This is a genomic window from Erythrobacter sp. JB3-1 (genome assembly GCF_057364995.1).
The window spans coordinates 762,664-778,547 of the sequence record NZ_CP200289.1; the positions used below are offsets into that span (position 1 = coordinate 762,664).

The following is a 15,884-nucleotide window of genomic DNA, read 5'->3' on the forward strand; positions in this document are numbered from 1 at the left end:
GGGTGGTTTTATAGGTGGTTTAAAATTCAGAATAGACTTTTAAATTCTATTTATCAGATACTTTTATCTCTTCTCTGTGCATCTCGACCGCACCAAACAGTCCCAATTTCCAACTAAGGCTGTCCACCGCCCAGCAATTAGGTCGCTCGGCGCCGTTGTGCACGCCTGCTCTCAATGCGCTGCACCGTGCCAGCTCGCGCAAGCGGTTTGGCATTTGGATGCTCATTTGCGGAAGCGAGAGCGGACACTGTTTCGTGCCCGCTCTCATCTCGATTCAAAGCCAGCCTCAAAACTCGCCCGCGATGCCTGCGCGCACGCTGGTGGAATTGCCGCCTGCGTAGGTAACGCCCGCGGTGATGGCGAAGTCCCCCTCGAACCGGTGCATCAGGCCAGCGGAGAAGCCGACCTCGCCGCGGTAGGTTGCGACGTTGGAGGCGTAGCTGGTCTTGCCCGCTTCGCTGGGGAAATGCGGCGCTGCTTGGGCCCCGATCGAGGCAATGCCGCGCTGCGCGTCACGGTCGATGGTGTTGGTGAGATCGAACAGAGTGTTGACCCGCCCTGACAGCGCATCGAACTGCGCGGTGGAGACTTGGGCAACGGCATTTAGCGCCACCCGCACATTGTCGACCGAAGCGGCGGTGGCCACGCTCTGACGGCCCAAAGTGCCATTGGCATCCACTGTCACCGCATCAACAGGGCCAACCTGAGCCGCCGTGCTCGCATCAATGTCTCCAATCCGCACCGATGAACCTGTCCCGCCCAGCGTTACTTGATTGGCCGCTGTTGTGGTCGCCCCAGCCCCAATCGCGGTCGAGCCTTCTTGATTGACCAGCGCGCCGTTACCCAGCGCCAGAGCATTCGCGGCCTGCCCGCGTGCGCCAGCGCCAATCGCTGTCGCGCCGGCAATCGTTGCACGGGCCGAGCCGCCAATCGCGGTTGCATTCGCACCGCGAGCAAAGGTTCTGTTCCCCAATGCAAAGGCATCATCACCGCGGGCCACAGCATCCTCGCCAAGCGCGGTTGCCCGAGCCGATTCAGCCAAAGCGCCTGCACCCACAGCCAAAGCGCTCACCCGCGTCGCACTCGCGCCTGAACCAATTGCAATGCCGTTGTCTTGCTGGGCATTCGCCCCGCCGCCCAGCGCAACTGCATCGACCCCGCTCGCCGATGCAGCTGCCCCGGTCGAGTTCACCGCCACATAGGCCAATTCAGCGGCATTGGCAGACGCCGATGATTGCAGCGCAGCGATGTCGCTGGTGTTTGTGGCAATGCTCGCTGTGTTCGTATCAGCCGTCAACTGCGCAGCAGCGGCTGCGTCGCGGGCGATTTGGTCTGGTCCAGCACCGCCGGCGATTGCAGAGGTCAACTGGGCCACTGTCACGGCGTCATTATCATCCACACCGGCCGCCAAATTGGTGATCCGGCGCTTAAGCCCGGTATTGCCAACCGACACCACGTCAATACCGTTGGTGGTAGAACCCGCTCCAAGCGCGACCGAATTCTGGTGCCCCGCCAGCGCGTCGGCGCCCAGAGCGGTCGAATCCACCTGAGTCGCTCGCGCGCCTTCATTGTTCAGGTCATCACCATCACCGCCCAGCGCGACTGCTCCAGTTGCGCTGGCTTGCGCGAACTTGCCGAGCGCGGTCGCATCATCAGCACTGGCCATAGCAAACGCGCCCAGCGAGGTTGCGAATACCCCAATTGCCTCGCTGTTTTCGCCGACCGAGGTTGCACCTTGACCATCAGCTTCGGCCTGAGCACCAATGGCGATCGCTTCGATGCCTTGGGCCGAGCTGGTTCTTCCAAGCGCGATAGAGCCGCTGCCCCCCGCCACCGAGTTCACGCCAAGGGCCATGGCATTGCCATTCGCCGCGCTTGCGCCTGAGCCAATCGAGATCGCGGAGGTGCCAGTGGCACTCGCGGTTTGACCAATCGCAATCGTACGGGTGGTTCCAGCATTGGCAGCATCGCCAATCGCCACACCGCCGCTGGCGTTCATGCCCGTGCTGGCATCACGGCCTAGCGCCACAGAGCCTTCGCCCATCGCGCGCGCGGCCACTGTACCGGCATCATCGCTGTCCCCGCCGATGGCGATGGCGCCCACACCAGTGGCCGATGCGGCAGCGCCTGCTTGATCCTCGTTCACGGCGATAAGCGAGAGTGAGCCGCCTCCAACCCCGGTAATCGCCGAGTTGAGCTGAGCCAGCGTCACAGCATCGCTGTCATCGACGGCGTCAGCGACGTTGGTAATCCGGCGTTGCAGAGTGCTGCTGCCCACCGAGACGGTGTTGGCTTCGTCTGCGACTGAATTCGTTCCAAGAGCCACGGAAGCATCAGCCAATGCGTTGCTGCTCCTTCCCAGTGCCGTCGTATTTGCTCCGCTTGCGACCGCTTGATCACCGAAAGCGCTTGCTTGGTTACCCGATGCCTCAGAGTTTCGCCCCACTGCGACAACCGAATTGCCGGATGCAAGGGCATCCAGTCCGATTGCGGTCGCCCCAAGGCCCGTGGCATCCGACTGAACGCCGATTGCGATATTGCCGCTGCCCAGCCCTTGGACAGCCTCAGCCTCGCGACCGATTGCAATCCCGTCATTGGTGCCGGCAACCGCGTCAGCTCCTAATGCGACAGCACCAAACCGTGTTGCGCGTGCGCCAATATTGTCACCGTCGCCGGCATCGCCGCCAATTGCTATGGAATTCTCGCCTTCACCAATGGACGCCCCACCGATTACGATTGCGGCGAGCCCTTCCGCTCGCGCCCCGTTTCCGAATGCCAGCGATTGATCGGTTTCAGCAATCGCTGCATCGCCGATCGCAACGGCGCTGACGCCTATGGCCGTGGCAGCATTGCCGAGCGCAGTCGATTCCTGTGCTCGGGCCTCGGAGCCGGCCCCTACCGCTGTACTGCGAACGCCTAGCGCTTCTGAACCTGCGCCAAGCGCCGTGGCGCTGATGCTCAAGGCGCTTGCATTGAACCCTGCAGCGAAGGCAAAGTCAGTGTCGGCCAAAGCGCTGTTTCCGACAGCCACGGTTCCAGAACTGGACGCCTCACTATCGGCACCAATTGCAATTGCATTGCTGCCGGTCGCCTCCGCACCAGATGATCCGAGAGTGAAGTCGTTGCCGCCAATCGCGATTGACGCCTCGCCTGAAGCCAGAGTGTTAACTCCCACAGCCGACGCATTGCGACCTGAGGCTAGTGTGTCTTCACCGATTGCCGTCGACCCTGGACTCGTCGCCGTTGCGCCAAAGCCGAAAGCGCTTGAACCTTCCCCGGTAAGCGGATCGCCGCCGCTCGCGATCGCTCCTTTACCAACTGCGGTTGAAGATACGATTGATCCTACGGAACCGCCTGGCGCTGCCCCCGACGCCTGAGCGCCTGCCCCAAGGGCGACCGAACCGTTTTCGGAAATGCTAGAAGCACCAATTGCAACGCCTTCATCATCGGCAGCGTTTGCATCTGTGCCAATCGCAATCGAGTTCCCGCCCGTGGCTTGTGCGCCATCGGTGTTGGAATCTGCGCCATTGCCCCCCAACGCGATTGCTGCGGCTCCGCTGGCAATCGTATTTGGTCCGATAGCAATCGCCTGACTGCCGGAAGAGCGTGAGAACCGGCCCAAAGCAGTGGAATTTGCGGCCGAGGCAAGCGCGCCTGTGCCGACCGCGGTGGCGAAAAGTTCGTTTGCACGGGCAGTTGCCCCAAGCGCCGTTGCACCTGCTGCGCTCGCTTCCGATGCACGACCGAATGCTGACCCGTTGTCATCAGACGCGACAGCACCATTTCCCACCGCAGTCGCGAAATTGGCGGTTGCTTCAGCGTCGTCGCCCACTGCGAGGGCCGAAACACCTAACGCGTAAGCAGAATGTCCAATCGCCGCAGACCGGTTGCCGCTCGAAAGCGAATCCGCGCCAAGAGCCAGAGCGTATTCGCCTACGGAAATCGCACCGCTCGCGTTCGCATCACCGGCATTGCCGCCAATTGCGATGGCGCTGATCCCGTTGGCTTGAGTTGCCTCGCCAATTGCAATCGCTTGAACTCCGTTGCCCAGACTGGCGGCACCAACTGCGATTGAGCCATCACCATCGGCGTCAGATTCCGCCCCAACAGCAACTGAATTCACGCCACTGGCCCCGGCAAAATAGCCGACAGCCACCGACTCCGTGCCCGTAGCCTGCGCAGACCGCCCGAACGCGGATGCGCCAAAAGCCGTCGCCTGCGAATCCGATCCGACGGCAGTTGCGGCATTTGCCGAGCCGGTGCTTGATCCGATACCACATTCCAGTGTGCTGAACGCCACTGTCGTGAGGTCCCGCGTTTGACACGCCACACCTGCCCCTTCTGGCTGACCTTCGGTGGGGGGCCTGTCACGGCGCCCGGCTGTGCATCTTCGCCTACGGCAGAATTCGAACTGGTAGCATTGATTGCAGAGTCTGATTCTGCACTCTCAGCTCTAGTTTCACTCGGCGCGACGGCCATGGAACCTACAACAGCCAGCATCGCGGTGCTGGCGAACAATACAGTCTTTTTCATCGGTATTTCCCCTGAACAATGTGATGGATCACGACCTTGTTTTGTGGGGATGCCAATTGGAGCGCGCGGCGGGCGCTGTCATACACCAGATGGTGTATGCGCGTATTTTCCCGTAGTTTTTTGAACCTTGGTGGCTGCCCTAGTCGGCGGCTGCGTGGGCCGGCACAGGGGCGGAAATGTAGCCAGGGCAGCTGGCCTCAATATGCTGGATCACGCGCTGGGCGATGTCCTCTGCACGTTTGTAGAAATACATCTCCCCGCAATCGGGCAGCTCAGCAAATTGCGCCGCGTTGCCAAAGCTCAGACCGCGTTTGAAATCTTCAAACGGGTGCACGCGGTCTTGATCCGGCACCAGAAACAAAGCCGGACAATGCCCCTGCTCAAGCCAGCGCAGGATCGGATCGCGCGAAATGGTGAGCTCCCGGGTGTAGACCTCCGGCCCTTGCACCAGCAGATGGTGCGAGGCCGCGCGGATCAGGCCAGCGTTCTTGCCGCTGCGGAAGAATGCCCGGTCAACGCCGTCCTCGCCCATTAGCTTGTCGATGTACCAATCCACCCCCACGCTTTGCATATTGCGATAGGCGATGCGGCTGAACGCCTTGAACAGGCGCGGGGCGCGGTGGGACACCCGAAACACCATTCGTTGGTAGTGGCGCATACTGGGTTCCAGTGGCAGATGCGCAAACCAAATGTATCCCAGGCTGGTCAGCGAGCTGATCAGATCAGGGCGCTGCTCCACCGCCAGGCTTAGGGAAACCAGACCACTGCTCGCAGTGATAGCGGGCACTTGTTTCAGCCCCAGATGCTCGCAAAACTCGGTGATCGCAAAAGCGCTGTCATCCGCAGTGCTGAGCTCGGGATCATATTCGCTATGACCAAATCCGGGGCGCGAGGGGATCAGCACCTTCAGACCAGCATCGCGAAACAATCGCTCTGCCTCCGGTGGGAAGATGTGGCCTAGAGTATGCCCATGGATAAACAGAACCGGCTTGCCGTCCTGCGCGCCCTGCCAGCCGTAGGCGATCTCCCGGCCATCACTGCGCGTGAATGTGGCTTCTCGCCCAATCGGATTGGACCAACTGGCCAGCCGAGACTTGCTGTCGATCGCGGCGCGGGCGCACAGCAATGAGAGGATCTGGAGCAATTGCGCCTGACTGGCCGATTGTGTCTTGCCAAAGACTGACTTCAGCTGCGTTTGCACCGTCGCCAATGTGGTGCCGCGGTGATTGGCCACAGCGCCGGTATCACGCAGCTCGTAAAACTGGCGGGAGATTTCGCACTCGGCCCGAGTAAGCCCAAAGGCTTCCTGCAATTGCAAATCGACCGTGCCCGTCCACGGGATATCGAGCATACGCAGGGCGATGCAGCCATGATCGCGATTGGTGGTTTCGACAATGATCGCCTCGGCCAATTGCAGCGGACCCGGTGCATTGCCGTCTTCGGTGTCCCCCAGGCTGTCGAGCCGCAAGATGATGCGCCGGCCATTGCCGCGCAAACGAGCGCTGGCGGTGAAATCGCGAAACTGGGTGCGATAGGCCGGGTCAATCATCTCAAAATCGAAGCTTTGACCGGGCCGGGCGCCGAACAATTCTGCGCCATATTCATTGGTGAGAATGACCTTGCCAAACGGATCGATCACGATTGCCGCGGTCGGCACTTCCTCGACCGCACGTTCCAGCGGGTCGCGCGACAGGCTGCTCGATTGCCCTTCGACGATGGTCTCGATTGTATCGAGCTCCCGGACCACGGCATCGCGCAGGCTCTCGCCGAGCACAGGGCTTTGTGAGTTGTAGCGGCGCTCTAGTGTGGCGACCAGATTGTCGAGCGCATCCGGCTCGCCCGCAGCGCGGTAAAAAGCAGAGACCAGAGCAATGTCGAGCTCCGCCAACAAGTCTTTGTGATTACTGGCTTTGACCCTCATACGGCGAGAGTATAACGCCGCCGTGTAAATACAAGCGCGAAGCGCGCGCGAACGGCGATTTTCTAGTGAGCAAAATTGCGCGATCGCTCAGCCATCTGCGCCCGCGTCAATCAGAGGCCGTTTTCGCGCCGCCCCAGATTGGAGACAACCCGCCAATCCAGCCCAAAACCAGCCATGATTCTCGGAAAAATCGCTGCTGCCTATTAACATTGTTGTTAACCAGAAAAGGCCGCTCAGGCCCGGAATTCTGAGATGAACAGCCATAAATGCAAGGTGAGTTGCGTTGACTGCAATTCAAAACGGGCGCAATCTTTGTGAGTGCTTTGATTTCGCATCAGCGCACGTAGCTTTGGGCGCAAGCAAGCTACAATCCCTGAACCTTTAAGGCAGGGCAATTAGATAAAAACAAAACCATCGGGTCAGGTTTCGGTATGCGGTAAGGCATGTTGCAATTCTGGCTGCATGGGGAATTTTTGGAAGACAATGCGTGAGGTAAGGTGCGCGTGAGGTCGGCTGCTGCCGGCCGCAGAGGGGCAATGCCAGATGATGAAGCAAATTGACACGCAGGCGCTAATTGACGGCGGGCACACGCTCAGCCGCGTCCTTACGCCGCCAGCCACCTTCCCGCCGATTGGCGCAGCCATGCACGGCACCGATGCGATCCTTTCTGCCCAAGAGCGGCTGAACAAACGCACCCATATTATGCTCGACCGGACCGGCGCGATACTCGCCATTGGTGAACGGGCCAAGTCCCGCATCGCGGAGCTGTGCTGCTATTCCATCAGAGACCGCCAGCTGGTCGCCAATAGGACCGACGCCAAGGAACCGCTGGACCGTATGCTGAAGCTGGAAACAGGCGCGGTCGATAGCGCGATTGTCCCATGCAGCACTGTGGGCGGCCATGTTTTGCTGTCCGCAACCGGGCTTTGCCAAGACACCATTTTGCTCAGCCTGCATATCGCCAGCCCCGGCCAAGGTGCTGAGCTGGTCGATTTGACCAAGGCATTTGGCCTGACCCCGAGCGAGGCCCATGTGGTCGAGCTGCTGCTGGGCGGTCACGGCCCGTCAAAGATCAGCGAAGAGCTGAATATCTCGGTCCACACCGTGCGTGCGCACCTGCGTCATTGCTATGACAAGCTGGGCGTAAGCTCGCGCGAAGAGTTGTGGCAGACACTCGCGCCGTACCAAATCTAGGAGCAGGGTCCGCCACAGGCCGCATCAATCGCATGGGCCATGGCGGTTCTCCATGCCCGACATTTCGGTATGACTAAAAACTGACCCCCAAAGTACACGGCGGTTATTTTTCCGAAATCATACAGTAATATATTGAAACGTGTCGTCTTTTTACAAATTTCCATAGTCACATTTGACTACTAAACCTGTGTGATGCGGCCGAAAACGAATCGGCTTATACCCTCAATCATATTCGATGAACGGGTCGCCTGGAGCAATCGCTCCTTCGTCTTGGTTTGACGGCAAACATGCCGCGTATGCCTTGATGAACCACTGTATTGAACAGGGATAGGCGACATGTATATTCTACAAACACTGCCAAGCTTTGCCGCCCGCGCTAATATTCTAGCAGCTGGTGCCAGCCTTCTGGCGATCACAGCCGTCCCTGCCGCTGGGCAGGAAGGCGAGTTTCCTTCCAACAAAGATCAGCACCCTGGCGAGATCGTCTACTCTCGCGATGTGCCATATGGCACGGCGACCCGGCGTATTTCCCAAGATCAGGCCAGCACGGTTGCGCCTGATCAATCCAAACTGATCCTCGAAACAATGCTTATCGGCCTAGAGCCGATGTCCGATGCTGACCAAGCTGGTGTCACAGCCCCACTCTCCCGCACCCTGAATGTGGCGAACCAAGCGGTCAGCATCGGGCTAACCCCTATCACAGGGCCGCAAAGCTCTGGCGAATTCACCCGCTCTGAAAGCGGCGCGAGTTCCACTGGCGGCATTGTCAGGAGCGGCCTCAGCGTGCTGCCATCTGCGCTCAGCGTCATCTCTCGCGCAGCGGGGAGCGGACAATGAAAACCGCGCACCATCTTCTTAGCAGCGCTGCGTTGCTGCTGCCCGTTCTGGCGGCGCCGCTATCGGCGCAAGAGGCCGAGACAGAGCAAGACAGCATCGAGATCGCAGCAGAAACGTTCAGCGACAATAGCGGACGCGTGGCGGTGAATATTGCCGCTGGCGATGGCAACCAACAATTGGGCAGCGCCATCGTGGCCATGGGTGACGTCGCGATCACCGGCCACAGCGCCGAGCAATTGATGGACGCGCCCGACGGCGCTGACCGCGCCACCTCGATCGCGATTGGCGCAGGCGCGCTGTCAAACAACACCGGCATGGTGAGCCTCAATCTCACCGCCGGAACACATAACCAGTCAGCCAATTTGGCGGCACTGGCTTTAGGAAACAATGGAGTGGTCTCTGACCAGATGCTCGCCCAGTCGAGCGCTCCCACGGATCCGGCGGGTTCACCAGCCCAAGCCCTCACGACCAGCAATGATCGCATCGACATCGATGACGCCGCATTCGCTGGGAACAGCGGGCTTGTGCAGGTGAATGTTGTCGGAGGCGAGAGGAATTCCTCTGCCAACACCTTCGCGCTGAACATCTCGGCCGGGGGCAAACCTTGAACCGAAGCAATGGAGTAAGGACTATGAAAAAGGTAATGCTAGCTACGGTGGCGGTTTCGGCTTTGGCCGTAACTGCCCCCGCCATGGCACAAGACGGCGGCGAAGTTGGAGGCCAAGACGGCGAATCCAGCCTTGAAGTTGATCTTCGCTATGCGAACAACATCGACACCAGCGTGACCACCGATGTCACCTATGAGAAAGACGTCGCCCTTCGCGGTGCCGTTCGTCTCCGGGGAACCATCGACGTCGACAGCTCGGCTGTTGCGGTCACTGATGCGAAGCAATTCCTCACCGGTGTAGTGGTAAACTACCGCGAGGAAAACGAGCTCAACGGCGAAAACGGCTTTGTCGACGCTGTCTATGGGCCCGGCTATAGTGAGCCAGGCGATCTGATCGGAGATTTCTTCGATGGTGATTTGCAGCCACAAATTCGCGCTGGTTTCTTCGCACCGATCATCAACACTGTTGATGAATTCAACGTCGATTCCTCGGGTAACATCGGGGTCAACCTGGTGGCTGGTTATTTCAACCAGCAAATGAACAGCGCGTCGATTTCTGTGTCGGCAAACAGCGATCCTGAAGCATCAGGCGGCTGGGCGGAAGCGTCCACAACCGGACTGCAATCGCTGATCGGTGTGGCACAATTCGCCTCTGAAGACTTCCTCGACGAGGATGATCCCGAAGCAGGCGGCGGCCGCAACAACTTCCGCGATCGCAACACCATTCTTGGTGCGACGATCACGGGATCAGGCAATATCGGCGTCAACGTGGCGGCAGGCAGCCTCAATCAGCAATCCAACCTGATGACGCTGGCCACCGCAAACGATGCCGATCTGGCAGAGGCCAATGCTGGTCTGGTTCAAACCGCTCTGCTCAGCCGGGTTGAACAGCAAGACAGCATCAACTCGATCTCTGGTCTCGATATCAGCGGTGCCTCAGGCAACATCGGCGTGAACTTCGCCGCTGGTGTCGGCAACCAGCAAACCAACTCGCTGACGATCGCAGCATCGCAAGGCGGCGGTGACGCCGGCGGCGGCGGCGCTCCTGGCGACGGCAGCTGATCAATTGCCCGCGCGGGCGGGGGAGAGGAGACCTTACCTTCTCCCCTCCCCCACCTTCCCCAGCCGCGCAAACGGCGTGGGGAAGGTCCCCCGCTCGCAAAAGCGAGGGGAGCCCTCTGCCCGAAGCATGGAGCAGGTTTATAATGTCTCAGAATTCACTCTTCCGGTCAAAAATACGCTGCCTAGCGTTGGTTGGCGTGTGCGCGGCGATACTCTCCGCCTGCAGCACCGCTCCGGCTGGAAAGACCCCGGTCTGGCTCGGCCAGATCTCCCCGGGTTCCCCAGTGATCAGCGCGCAGCCGCGCAGCCGGAAAGCGCAGAAATTCGATCATCTTGTGCGGCAAGAGGCCGACTTTAGCTGCGGCGCCGCGGTGCTCGCGACGATTTTCAACTATGCCTATGGCTACGACACGACCGAGCGGCAGGTGCTGGTCAACATGCTCAAGATCGCGGATCCTGACCTTGTGCGGCAAAAGGGTTTCTCGCTGCTCGATATGAAGACCTATGCGACATCTCTCGGGATGAGCGCAGAAGGCTATCGGATCAGCTATGATCAGCTCGCCAGCCTAGAATTTCCCGCCATCGTCCTGATTGATGTGCGCGGCTACAAACATTTCGTCATCGCTCGCAAGGTCTTCGGAGACAGGATCGCAATCGGTGACCCGGCCCTCGGCAATCGCACCATGACCCGCGACAAATTCGAAAGCGCCTGGAACGGCATCGCGTTTGTCGTCGTGGGCGAAGGCTATGACCCGGACAGCGTTCTGGTCGACCCGCCCTCACCTTTGTCTGCGCGGCGTCTGCTTATGACAACCGCCAGCCTGCCCGCCACCGAAGCCGCCGAATACGGCTTCTCTCCCGGATATGATTTTTAACCCCCTACGGCCCCCAAGGAGGATGCCATGCGCACGCCAACAACCAGACAAACGGCTCTAAAATCGAGTGTCACAGCAGCGGTGCTCTCCGTCTCCCTCGTATACGCCGCGGGCTCTGTTCCGGCGGCAGCGAAAGACCACTTTGCCGTGCTCAGCGATCTTGGCGCGCCGGTGGATGATGAGGAGCTTGGCGAGGTGCGCGGCAAGTTCATCCGGCCAGGCGAAGTGTCGTTCTTTGGCATTTCCATGGTGACCGGCTGGCAGGATGAAAGCGGCATCACCACGACCGCGCGGCTGATGTTCAACGTCAGCTTTCTGGACAATGGCAGCGGCGGCGATCCGTCTCCGCAATTGCTGGTGGGTTGGACGCGTGAGGGCGATCCGGAGATGGATGTGACCGATAGCCATTCCGGCTACACCCCGGTCATCACAGCGCAGGAAGTGCTACCCGTAGGTGAGCTCGGCAGCACGCAAGGCGCAGCGCAAGCGAACATTATCGCAGGCGCAGACAATTCCGCGATCAATGGCATGCAGATCGCTCTGGTCCCGTCTTCAGACATCGCAGCGCTCAACACCGATGGTCTCACCCCGATCACCGAGACCACCGGCACGTCCTTTGCGGACGGCGACACGCTGGAATTCCGCGTCGGCACCAATGAGCTCGCGCTCGCTCTGTCAGGCAATGGCGGCAGCGACAGCGCGCTGCAAAGCGTCGGCGGTGATCTTGGCCGGATGCTGCAGCAAACCACGATTAACAGCGATGGCAATCTGGTCGGCAACACCGCTGCGATCATCATCGGGACGGACATAGGATCGACTGAATTCAACGCCGTGCGCGCGACAGAGGCCCTGTCCGTGATGCGCGGCCACGGTTTTTAACGCAGCAATTTTCAAAGGTGGTAAGGCCATGAAAAATCTATCTCTCATCACGCTAGCAGCGGCTGTATTTGCGGCATCCGCCCCGGCCCAGGCCGAAAACGCCAGCGGGCAATTCGCCGTTGAAGGACCGGGCCGCTTGAACTGCGCCGCTTTCACCGATGCGCGCAGCGACAAAGGCTCAGCAGAATTCCAGCGCCTCATCGGCTTTGTCGAGGGCTATCTCAGCGCGGCCAACCGCTATGAGCCCAACACCTTTGATCTGTCACCGTGGCACAATGCGGCGGCATTTGACCTGATCCTGGAGAAACACTGCACCGACAATCCTGAGGACACAATCGTCGGTGTCGCGCAGAAAATGGTCTCGGCCCTGCGCCCAGTGCGCGTTGCCGATTATTCGCCAATGGTTGAGGTCGGCGCGGGCGAAAACCGCGCCTTTGTTTACAAAACCATCCTGCGCCGCACTCAGGCGGCCTTGCGTTCGCGCGGGCTGTATGAGGGCGAGGAAAACGGCAGCTACTCGCCGCAAATGCGCGACGCGCTGCTCGCATTCCAGAAACAGAGTGATCTTTTTGAAACCGGCGTGCCCGATCCGGCCACGCTTTGGACGCTGCTCAATCCGTAACCACGGATGAGCTTAACCAGACGGGTCGTCAGGTAAGGGGACGAAAGTCATGGACCGCACATATATACGAGCCGCCTTGATCGCGAGCAGCGCAGCCGCGCTCACACTGCCATTTTCGGCATCGGCACAGGACCTTGAGACTGAGGTTGAGCAATTGCGCGCGCAAGTTGCCGAGATGGAACAGCGAGAGGCACGCGCCAATGCCCGCTTGCACGCATTAGAAGCCCGGCTGCTGCGCATCGAGGCGGAGCCTATTTCACCGGACGAAGCGCTGACCATCAGAGGCCGCGCCGTACCCGCCCAAGCCCGGCCGATGACGCTCAATCCATCGCTGGATAATTTCCGCGGCGCCTATCCAGCACTGACCCGCGAAGGCGAAGCGACGCTGGTGCAGATCCAGCAGGCAGAAGACGCGGCCCAAGATCCCGGACTGAGCGATCAGCCAGAGGAGGAGAGCGTCCAGAAAGCGCCTGATGCCTCCGCCGCTGTTGAAGACATCGTGCAGGAACAACAGGGCCTCCAGACCAGTCGGTGGGGCGCGGATCTTGCGGTCAGCTATTCCCGCTTTAGCGATGCCCGGATCAATCTCGATGGCTTCCTGGCTCTGGATGCAATCTTCCTCGGCACGATCAGCATTGATGAAGTGGACGCAGACATTTTTACCAGTGAGGCGACGTTGCGCTACGGCGTCAGTGACAAGCTGTTCCTCGATGCCAGCGCGCCCTTCCTCTATCGCACCTCAACCTTCCGCAGCGGCGGGGCAGGCGGCGCGGCCAACACGCCGGTGGAGGCCACCGTGAGCGATGGCGGGCTCGGCGATATGAGCGTTGGGGCGAGCTATCAATTGCTCTCCGAAACATTGCGCCGCCCGAATGTCGTGCTGAGCGGCCGGCTCAAAGTGCCGACCGGGCAAGAACCGTTCGGGATTGATTTTGTCGAAGTCGTCGGCAGCGAAGGCAATTTGCAAGTGCCAGAAAAGCTCGCCACGGGCAGCGGCGTCTATGGCGCCTCGCTTGGCGTTTCGGTGCTCAAATCGCTTGATCCGCTGGTTGTGTTCGGCAGCGTCAATTACTTCCACAATTTTGAACGCAATTTTGGCGATATTGACGAAGGCCCTGGCCCGCAGCCTGGCCGGGTCGATGTTGGCGATGCAGTTCAGCTGGGCGCAGGATTGGCCTTTGCGCTCAATGACCGCTCAAGCATTTCGATGTCTTATTCGCAGCGCGTCGTGGCCCGATCGCGTGTCCGATTGGATGGCCAGGACTGGCAACGCATCGTCGGTAGCCAAGCCAATGTTGGGCTGGTCAATTTGGGCGCTACGTTCTCTTTAGGACAGCAGCTCTCGCTGGTTTCGACTGTCGGCATTGGTCTGACTGATGACAGCCCAGATATGGTGGTCGGCCTGCGGCTGCCATATCGCTTCTGAATCCAGCGCAGCACGAGCCGGAGGACGCCAATGTCTTAGCATCGAACTACGTAAAAATGACCATTTTAGCGGAAAAGCCGGGGACGGCTCATCCACTTGAAAACTGGCAATTATCGCCGCTGCACAGTCATATCTGATCAAATCTGGACGAATTTCTGGCAATGTGATTTTGCCCGAATCGAGCGATTCCGTTAACCACGGTACGTGAAAAATCCAGACCCCCTGACAATCGAACGGCAACACGCAGCCGACTTGCTCGCCAGTTTGACTGACCGTCAGACAGAGGTGATGGAGCATGCCGCGGCCCATTTGCCGAACAAAGAAATCGCCCGCAAACTCGGCCTATCACCGAGCACCATTGAGCAACGCTTCCAATATGTGAAGGCAAAGCTCCAAACCAATGACCGCGCAGCGACCATCCGCGAATATGTGCGCCTGCGCGCCATATGCGGCCAAACCACATATGGATTTTCCCATCTCGATCCCGAGCCGGTACTTGACCAATTACGTGGTCAAGACGCGGTTCAAGACAATCGACCAGCGCAGCCCGATTTGGCCGCTGATGACTATTCGTCGCTCGATTTTCCGCCATCGCGCCTTGAGGTATTGGATGGAAAATACGGCCCCTGGTGGCGGTTGCTGGTGATTTTCATGATCGCCTTCGCTGTCGCCGCAACAGCCCTGGTTGTAACCGCAATCAGCGTCACAATAGGCAATATTCTCTAACCATGCCTGCAACCCCCTTAATGCACGATGGTGCGCATGGAGAATATTATGAAAATGACAGCACGAGATTTCGAGCTCGCCAACCAAATCAGCGAACTCAATCATCTGCTCGCAGCCGATACCGACACCAATCTGGGCCAGATCGGCGAACTGCTCAGCCTGGCGACCAAAGCCCGGATCGAGATGGATGTTGATGTCATTGACGGCCAGCGCCCGATCAGTCATCTTACTGACGCGATGCGCAGTGTCGCCGAAGCACGCAAGAGCCTTGCCTTGGCACACTCAGCCATGGATAAGCTCATCCAAGAACAAGCAGATGGCCATTGGCGGTGTCCTGATCGGGCCTCTGAAACGCAGCCTGCTCCGGTATTGAAGATCGCGAGATAAAACTTGGCATTGCCAGATTTCAACGAGCCGAGCGTTGTACTGTTTTTCAGTATGCTAGCTTTGGCTGCCGTGTTGTCATTTTGGCGAGGCGGGGCGCCGGAGAAATCCGGCGCCTCTTTCATGGTTTGGATGATATTCATCCAGAGCATCGCCTATAGCTCTGTCTCAAGTAGGTTCTGGGAAGTGGACCCAGTAGCATTGCTCGGCGACTCGATCCTGTTTGTAGGGTTCGGAGCGATCGCGTTAAATGCAAGAAGGATTTGGCCATTGTTTGCCGCTGGCCTACAATTGATCAGCCTTTCAGCCCACTTTGCGAGACAAGTCGAAGATGAAGTCATTGCATTGGCCTACGTCACAATGAAAGCTGTCCCTACCGCGCTCGTTTTGTTGCTCTTGATCATGGGCACATTTTTCCATCAACGCAGGCTCAAGAAATCAGGCGAGGACCTGCCCTGGGCTGATTTTGAGTTGTGGCGAGAATTGTGGCGAGCCCCATCCAAGCAATATATTGAGGAGCACAGGGTCGCATATTCACGAAGCTGGATTGGAGCGCCTGTTGCGTGTTGCGGAGTGCTAGTGATTTGTTACTGCGTCAGCGCTTTGACGATACCGGAAACCCCGGAAATTGCCGTCGGCACAGTGACCGCTTTGTCAGCCATGGGCATCGCGGCAATTGCTGGCGGAATATGGCTGCATCAACGCGAAACGGCGCGGTACGTAGCCGACACCAAGGCATTCCGCGAAAAATGGAAATTCGGCGTACCCATGCCGCAATCCGCCGCCGCCTGAAGCCAGACTGGCTTACGCGTTTGCAA

Annotated in this window: 13 protein-coding genes; 11 read left to right on the forward strand and 2 right to left on the reverse strand. The window is 59.2% G+C overall.

Annotated features, from left to right (window positions below; translation table 11 throughout):
- Positions 1 to 286: 286 nt before the first annotated feature.
- Positions 287 to 4,300, reverse strand: coding sequence for a beta strand repeat-containing protein (locus AC0V6M_RS03520; RefSeq protein WP_486137482.1), 4,014 nt, complete (start codon positions 4,298 to 4,300; stop codon positions 287 to 289).
- Between the two features lie 372 nt (positions 4,301 to 4,672).
- On the reverse strand, positions 4,673 to 6,421 hold the full coding sequence (locus AC0V6M_RS03525) for an alpha/beta fold hydrolase (RefSeq protein WP_486137483.1): 1,749 nt from the start codon (positions 6,419 to 6,421) through the stop codon (positions 4,673 to 4,675).
- Between the two features lie 576 nt (positions 6,422 to 6,997).
- Between AC0V6M_RS03525 and AC0V6M_RS03530 the strand changes: the two genes are divergently transcribed.
- The 11 genes from AC0V6M_RS03530 to AC0V6M_RS03580 all read left to right on the forward strand — a co-directional run bounded on the left by AC0V6M_RS03530 (position 6,998) and on the right by AC0V6M_RS03580 (position 15,858).
- Positions 6,998 to 7,648, forward strand: coding sequence for a helix-turn-helix transcriptional regulator (locus AC0V6M_RS03530; RefSeq protein ID WP_486137484.1), 651 nt, complete (start codon positions 6,998 to 7,000; stop codon positions 7,646 to 7,648).
- A gap of 336 nt (positions 7,649 to 7,984) precedes the next feature.
- Positions 7,985 to 8,485, forward strand: a complete 501-nt coding sequence (locus AC0V6M_RS03535) for a hypothetical protein (RefSeq protein WP_486137485.1) — start codon at positions 7,985 to 7,987, stop codon at positions 8,483 to 8,485.
- Positions 8,482 to 9,093 (forward strand): hypothetical protein, encoded by a 612-nt coding sequence (locus AC0V6M_RS03540; RefSeq protein ID WP_486137486.1) that lies wholly within the window; start codon positions 8,482 to 8,484, stop codon positions 9,091 to 9,093. Before AC0V6M_RS03535 ends, AC0V6M_RS03540 begins: the two co-directional genes overlap by 4 nt.
- A gap of 23 nt (positions 9,094 to 9,116) precedes the next feature.
- A complete protein-coding gene (locus AC0V6M_RS03545) occupies positions 9,117 to 10,154 on the forward strand; it encodes a hypothetical protein (RefSeq protein WP_486137487.1) in 1,038 nt (345 codons plus the stop codon).
- Between the two features lie 143 nt (positions 10,155 to 10,297).
- A complete protein-coding gene (locus AC0V6M_RS03550) occupies positions 10,298 to 11,029 on the forward strand; it encodes a C39 family peptidase (RefSeq protein WP_486137488.1) in 732 nt (243 codons plus the stop codon).
- A gap of 27 nt (positions 11,030 to 11,056) precedes the next feature.
- Entirely contained in the window at positions 11,057 to 11,908 is an 852-nt protein-coding gene (locus tag AC0V6M_RS03555) for a hypothetical protein (RefSeq protein WP_486137489.1), read from the forward strand.
- A 28-nt stretch (positions 11,909 to 11,936) separates the two neighbouring features.
- Entirely contained in the window at positions 11,937 to 12,530 is a 594-nt protein-coding gene (locus AC0V6M_RS03560; RefSeq protein WP_486137490.1) for a peptidoglycan-binding domain-containing protein, read from the forward strand.
- Positions 12,531 to 12,579: 49 nt separating this feature from the next.
- Positions 12,580 to 13,956 (forward strand): transporter family protein, encoded by a 1,377-nt coding sequence (locus AC0V6M_RS03565; protein ID WP_486137491.1) that lies wholly within the window; start codon positions 12,580 to 12,582, stop codon positions 13,954 to 13,956.
- 204 nt (positions 13,957 to 14,160) lie between these two features.
- The gene (locus AC0V6M_RS03570) at positions 14,161 to 14,682 is read left to right on the forward strand and encodes a LuxR C-terminal-related transcriptional regulator (protein WP_486137492.1); all 522 of its coding nucleotides are present in this window, start codon (positions 14,161 to 14,163) and stop codon (positions 14,680 to 14,682) included.
- A gap of 48 nt (positions 14,683 to 14,730) precedes the next feature.
- Complete coding sequence (locus tag AC0V6M_RS03575) at positions 14,731 to 15,069, forward strand: hypothetical protein (RefSeq protein ID WP_486137493.1); 339 nt, start codon at positions 14,731 to 14,733, stop codon at positions 15,067 to 15,069.
- Positions 15,070 to 15,072: 3 nt separating this feature from the next.
- Positions 15,073 to 15,858: a hypothetical protein gene (locus tag AC0V6M_RS03580; protein ID WP_486137494.1), complete on the forward strand. Its 786-nt coding sequence runs from the start codon at positions 15,073 to 15,075 to the stop codon at positions 15,856 to 15,858.
- The last annotated feature ends 26 nt before the right edge of the window (positions 15,859 to 15,884 follow it).

Bases quoted from the DNA above. Each gene is read 5' to 3' on its own strand.
- AC0V6M_RS03530 (WP_486137484.1), top strand. From the start codon at position 6,998: ATGATGAAGCAAATTGACACGCAGGCGCTAATTGACGGCGGGCACACG.
- AC0V6M_RS03535 (WP_486137485.1), top strand. From the start codon at position 7,985: ATGTATATTCTACAAACACTGCCAAGCTTTGCCGCCCGCGCTAATATT.
- AC0V6M_RS03540 (WP_486137486.1), top strand. From the start codon at position 8,482: ATGAAAACCGCGCACCATCTTCTTAGCAGCGCTGCGTTGCTGCTGCCC.
- AC0V6M_RS03545 (WP_486137487.1), top strand. From the start codon at position 9,117: ATGAAAAAGGTAATGCTAGCTACGGTGGCGGTTTCGGCTTTGGCCGTA.
- AC0V6M_RS03550 (WP_486137488.1), top strand. From the start codon at position 10,298: ATGTCTCAGAATTCACTCTTCCGGTCAAAAATACGCTGCCTAGCGTTG.
- AC0V6M_RS03555 (WP_486137489.1), top strand. From the start codon at position 11,057: ATGCGCACGCCAACAACCAGACAAACGGCTCTAAAATCGAGTGTCACA.
- AC0V6M_RS03560 (WP_486137490.1), top strand. From the start codon at position 11,937: ATGAAAAATCTATCTCTCATCACGCTAGCAGCGGCTGTATTTGCGGCA.
- AC0V6M_RS03565 (WP_486137491.1), top strand. From the start codon at position 12,580: ATGGACCGCACATATATACGAGCCGCCTTGATCGCGAGCAGCGCAGCC.
- AC0V6M_RS03575 (WP_486137493.1), top strand. From the start codon at position 14,731: ATGAAAATGACAGCACGAGATTTCGAGCTCGCCAACCAAATCAGCGAA.